Source organism: Vibrio sp. 2132-1 (genome assembly GCF_033344315.1).
The window spans coordinates 1-5,639 of the sequence record NZ_JAWPON010000039.1; the positions used below are offsets into that span (position 1 = coordinate 1).

Consider the following 5,639-nt stretch of genomic DNA (forward strand, 5'->3'; position numbering starts at 1 on the left):
CCCACCTCCGCAGCCATTTATTGGTGTGGTCTACAGAGGATTATGTCTTTTTAGAGGGGAAAATCCCTAGAACCCCAAAATGGCGGAGAATGAACATATTGATAAAGAGATTTTCCACCTGCTTTTAACGAGCGGTGTTTATCGCAACTATGCAGAGCGGTATTTATCGTCAGAGTTAATGGACGTCGACGATATTCAACAGTTTCTAGACTGAACAAAAAATAACGGCTGGAATTGCCGTTGAGTCCTTAACGAAAAAAAGGCAGCCCCAAATAGCACGGGCTGCCTTTCTAATCACTCAAAATAAAGGATTAGACAGTGGATTCGTTAATCGGCTCTAGTGCAACTTGCTCTGTGTTGTCACTCTGCTCTTTAGGAGTACGTTTAGCCAATACGTAGTAGAACAGTGGCGTGAGTAGCAGACCGAATATGGTTACACCAATCATGCCAGAGAACACAGCGATACCCATTGCTTGTCTCATTTCAGCACCGGCACCAGTAGAGAACACCATTGGAACCACACCCATGATGAAGGCAATCGACGTCATCAAGATTGGGCGAAGACGTAAGCGTGATGCTTCAAGAACAGCCTCCATCACAGTGCGACCTTTATCTTGCAACTCTTTGGCGAATTCTACGATTAGGATGGCGTTTTTAGTTGCCAAACCAACCAGTACGATTAGACCAATTTGAGTGAAAATATTGTTGTCGCTACCCCATAGAATCACACCGCTGATCGCCGATAGAAGCGTCATAGGAATGATTAAGATGATTGCCATCGGAAGACGTACACTTTCGTATTGCGCAGCAAGTACAAGGAACACCAACAAGATAACCAGTGGGTAGATCAACATAGCTGTATCACCGGCCAACTTCTGTTGGTAGGTCAGCTCGGTCCATTCGTAAGTCATGCCAATCGGTAGTGTCTCTGCAAGGATCTGCTCAATCGCTGCTTGCGCTTCACCTGAGCTGAAACCTGGCATAGGGCTACCATTGATCTCTGCTGTGGTATAAGCGTTGTAATGCATCACACGGTCAGGACCAGCACTGTAATTCACATCAACAAACGCGCCTAAAGGAATCATTTCACCGTTCGCATTTCGAACCTCTAGTTGGCGAATCTGCTCTGGTGTTTGGCGGAACTCTTCGTCGGCCTGAACGTTCACTTGGTATGTGCGACCAAAGCGGTTGATATCATTGACGTACGTGCTCCCCATGTAGGATTGCAGGGTAGAGAAAACATCGTCTAATGATAGGTCTTGCTTGAGCGCTTTCGTACGGTCAACATCCAGGTCTAACTGTGGAACATTAACTTGATAGCTTGAGAACACACCAGTTAGTGCCGGGTGCGCCCATGCTTTCATGATCACTTGTTGAGTGACACCGTATAGCGCTTCGTAGCCGTGGTTCGCTCGATCTTGGATCTGCAAACGGAAACCGCCAATCGTACCCAGACCCTGAACCGGTGGTGGTGGAAAGATCGCGATGAATGCATCAGGGATAGAAGCAAATTTTTGGTTCAGCTGACCTGCAATCGCATTTGCGCTAAGACTCGGATCTTGACGCTCGTCGAAATCAGCCAACGGAGTGAACACGATACCGCTGTTTGGACTATTGGTGAACCCGTTAATGCTCAGACCTGGGAATGCAACGGAGTGTTCAACGCCTGGTTGTGCCAAAGCAATCTCGGACATCTCACGAATCACTGCATCGGTACGCTCAAGTGAAGCCGCGTCTGGCAGTTGCGCGAATGCAACCAAGTACTGCTTATCTTGACCCGGCACATAACCCGTAGGAGTCTGATCGAATTGGTAAGCCGTTAAGCCAAGCAGGCCAACATACATCACACCAATCAGTGCGCCAAGTCGAATGCTCTTCTTCACCGCGTAACCGTAAGCGATAGAACCTTTGTTAAATAGCTTATTGAATGGGGTAAATACGAAGCGTCCGAACAAGCCATCCATTGCACGCGTGAGCCAATCTTTCGGTTGGTCGTGACCACGTAACAACAGGGCAGAAAGAGCCGGGCTCAAAGTCAGCGAGTTAATAGCTGAAATGAACGTTGAAATAGTAATGGTCAACGCAAACTGTTTATAGAACTGACCCGTTAAGCCAGACATAAACGCAGTCGGGATGAATACCGCAGCGAGCACCAACGTCGTCGCAACAATTGGGCCTGTAACCTCTCGCATCGCTTTTTCTGTCGCCGCAATAGGAGCAAGACCTTCTTCGATGTTTCGCTCGACGTTTTCGACCACCACGATCGCATCATCAACAACGATACCGATAGCGAGTACTAAGCCAAACAGTGACAGAGCATTTAAAGAGAAGCCCATTAAGTACATGAAGGCGAACGTACCAACTAATGAAACCGGAACCGCAACTAATGGGATGATCGATGCGCGCCAAGTTTGCAGGAACAGAACAATAACTAGTACAACAAGTAATACCGCTTCAAGCAGTGTCTGCACTACCGCTTCAATAGAACCACGAACGAATACCGTTGGGTCGTAAACAATCTCGTAGCTCACACCTTGAGGGAAGCTAGCTGACAGCTCTTCCATTTTCGCTCTTACGTCATCAGAGATCTGAATCGCGTTTGAGCCAGAAGCTTGGAAGATTGGAATGGCAACTGCGTCTTGGTTATCAAGTAGTGAACGAAGTGAGTAGGTTTCGGCACCTAATTCAATACGAGCGACATCTTTCAAATGGTTGATCTGACCATCTTCACCAACCTTGATGATGATGTTCTCGAACTCTTCAACTTCGCTTAAACGTCCTTTGACATTAATAAGCAACTGGAAGTCTGACGAGCCACTTGGTTGAGCACCAAGGCTACCTGCTGCAGCTTGTTGGTTCTGTTCGCGAATCGCAGAAATGACTTCACTAGGGTTGAGGTCCAGGCTTGCGACCTTGTTTGGATCAAGCCAAATACGCATGCTGTATTCGCCACCACCAAACAGGCGAACGGCACCCACACCTTCGATTCGGGCAAGTTCATCTTTAACGTTAAGCGCTGCATAGTTCGCAAGATAAAGTAGGTCATAACGCTCATCAGGCGACACCAAGTGAACGACCATGGTTAAGTCTGGTGATGACTTTTCCGTCACAACACCAAGTCGCTGAACGGTTTCAGGCAAACGAGGTAGGGCACGATCAACACGGCTTTGAACTAGGGTTTGCGCTTTGTCTACGTCGGCACCAATGGCAAAGGTGACGGTTAACGTCATCACGCCATCAGAAGTCGCTTGAGAAGACATATACAGCATGTCTTCTACGCCGTTAATCTCTTCTTCGAGGGGAGACGCGACGGTATCCGCAATCACTTTCGGGTTCGCACCCGGGTAAGTCGCTGTTACAACGACAGTCGGAGGTACAACCTCGGGGTATTCAGTGATAGGCAGTTGCCATACTGACAATGCACCACCGATGAATATGAGTATCGACAGCACGGATGCAAAGATCGGCCGACGAATAAAGAACTGGGAAAACATTGCAATGGTTCCTTTATTGCTTCACTTGCAGAGTCAGTAGCTCACTGCGCTGCTGGTCTCGTAATGCTTGTTGCTGGCGAATATTGGCAAGGGTGTTTTCATCAGCCATTGCAACTTCATCGGGCGTAACAGGCATGTTGGCACGAACGCGTTGTAAGCCATTGACGACAATCTTTTCGTCGCCTTTTAGGCCATCCAATACAATGCGCAGACCGTTAAGGCCTTCACCAAGAGAGATTGCTCGGTATTGGACAATATTGTCATCGCCTAAAACCAAGACATACTTGTTATTCAGATCGGTACCAATCGCCTTGTTATCAATCAACACACCTTGGTAGCTATCCGAGCCAGCGATACGCATTTTGGCGAACATACCCGGTAAAAATTTCTTATCCGCATTATCAAAAACGGCGCGAACTTGAATGGTTCCCGTTGCTTCGTCAATCGCATTGTCTACAAAGTCGATGTAACCGATATGAGGGAAATCGGTATCGTTAGCCAACGACATTTGGACGACATTTTCAATTTCACCATCCGCTGAGATGAGGTTATTAATCTCTTGATATTTAAGGAAACTACGCTCATCAATGTCGAAATAAGCGTACATTTTCGAAGTAGATACCAGTGACGTAAGAACGGTTTGACCCGTAGTTACATAGTTACCTTTGGTCACCTCTGCGAAAGAAACTTTGCCTGCAATCGGCGCGCGAACTAGAGTGAATTCAAGGTCTAGTTCCGCTTTTGCCAAAGCAGCTTTAAGAGCTGAAACACTTGCAACGCTACGCTGCTGATCTGCAAAACGCGCATCAACGGTCTCTTGAGAAATTGCTTTAGTTTTGCTTAGTCTTTGTGCACGTTCATAATCTTTGATTGCTTGGTTCAAGCTTGTTTGAGCACTGCTAAGTTCCGCTTTCAAACGGTTAACTTCAGCAACAAACAAACGATTGTCGATTGAAAAAAGCACGTCTCCAGCTTCTACGAGATGGCCTTCACGGAAGTGAACACGGTCTACGTAACCCGATACACGAGGCATTACGGTGACGGTTTGAGGTGATTCTAATCGACCAGTGTATTGATCAAGCTCGGTAACCTGTTCTACAAGCACTTGTGCCACTTCAACCGTTGGTGGTGGCGGTGCTGATGCAGGTGCTTCGGCGCGTGAATCTTGACATCCAGACAACACCAATGGCGCTGCAAATGAGATTAGTAGAAGAGGCGTTCTAAGGTGTTTGCCTACCATCTCGCTATCCTTATGTTAGTTTTGTACCGATCGGCATAATAATCCTGACTTTTGATATTGATCAAGTAAAATTTATAGAATGAATAGTTACAACATATGGACAACGTATGCCTGCCGCATTACCATTTAGGGGTTCTAGGGATTTTCCCCTCTAAAAAGACATAATCCTCTGTAGACCACACCAATAAATGGCTGCGGAGGTGGTTTACTTTCAGCTTGGAGCCTAATCATCCACTATCGGCCTTGTTATTTCGCCAATATTGGGCAATTTCCCAGTATTAGTGAAGTTATACGTTCCGCTTAAGTTGATATTTTGCCACGCAACGGGCGAAACAGCACGAGTGATACCCGCTTTCTCTTCATCTCCTCTCGCTTCAAAGTGTCCCAGCAGATGACTCAGTATCGCGGAGTTGAAGTAGATGATCGCGTTGGCAAGCAATCTTGCACATTCATTCCAGATAGCGATTTCACTCTCGTTTTTGCCTCGGAACTGATCGCCATTCACCGACGCAATAGCCCGTCTCAGGAAGTGCCACGCTTCTCCCCGGTTAAGGGCACGCTGAACGTACTGCCGCAAACTGGCATTGTCTATGTAATCCAGTAAATATTGCGCTTTGACCAGTCGATTATACTCCGTCAGCGCCTGTAATGTCGGGTGCCCCGAAGGATAACCAGACAACTTTCTTACCAGCATTGCCTGTGTCGTTCGCTTTGTCTGAAGTGACAGAACAATGCGCCTAATATCCTGCCATCCCGTTTCGATGACATTCGTCCTGATGGGCTTTTTCAGGGCAAGGTTGGTGCCGCCGTGTTCATTTTCAGTTACGGCAAACAGATCATTGATGACACTACTGAACTGCGCGTATCGCGGTGCAAAACTGTAACCGCATAGATCCAGTAAGGCG

General features: G+C 47.2%; 4 protein-coding genes. 1 reads left to right on the plus strand and 3 read right to left on the minus strand.

Translation table 11 applies throughout. The annotated features are described in order from the left end of the window. The first annotated feature begins 79 nt into the window (after positions 1-79). Positions 80-214, plus strand: coding sequence for a hypothetical protein (locus R8N47_RS23105; protein WP_257898055.1), 135 nt, complete (start codon positions 80-82; stop codon positions 212-214). Positions 215-311: 97 nt separating this feature from the next. Here the strand turns inward: R8N47_RS23105 and R8N47_RS23110 are convergent, their stop codons facing one another. From R8N47_RS23110 to R8N47_RS23120, 3 genes are all read right to left on the minus strand, one after another. After that, positions 312-3,494, minus strand: coding sequence for an efflux RND transporter permease subunit (locus R8N47_RS23110; protein WP_203347286.1), 3,183 nt, complete (start codon positions 3,492-3,494; stop codon positions 312-314). Between the two features lie 13 nt (positions 3,495-3,507). After that, positions 3,508-4,734, minus strand: a complete 1,227-nt coding sequence (locus R8N47_RS23115; RefSeq protein WP_203347287.1) for an efflux RND transporter periplasmic adaptor subunit — start codon at positions 4,732-4,734, stop codon at positions 3,508-3,510. A gap of 223 nt (positions 4,735-4,957) precedes the next feature. Beyond that, a partial coding sequence (locus R8N47_RS23120) for a Tn3 family transposase (protein ID WP_206947111.1) occupies positions 4,958-5,639 on the minus strand: 682 nt, incomplete at its 5' end.

Bases quoted from the DNA above. Each gene is read 5' to 3' on its own strand.
- R8N47_RS23105 (WP_257898055.1), top strand. From the start codon at position 80: ATGGCGGAGAATGAACATATTGATAAAGAGATTTTCCACCTGCTTTTA.
- R8N47_RS23110 (WP_203347286.1), bottom strand. From the start codon at position 3,494: ATGTTTTCCCAGTTCTTTATTCGTCGGCCGATCTTTGCATCCGTGCTG.
- R8N47_RS23115 (WP_203347287.1), bottom strand. From the start codon at position 4,734: ATGGTAGGCAAACACCTTAGAACGCCTCTTCTACTAATCTCATTTGCA.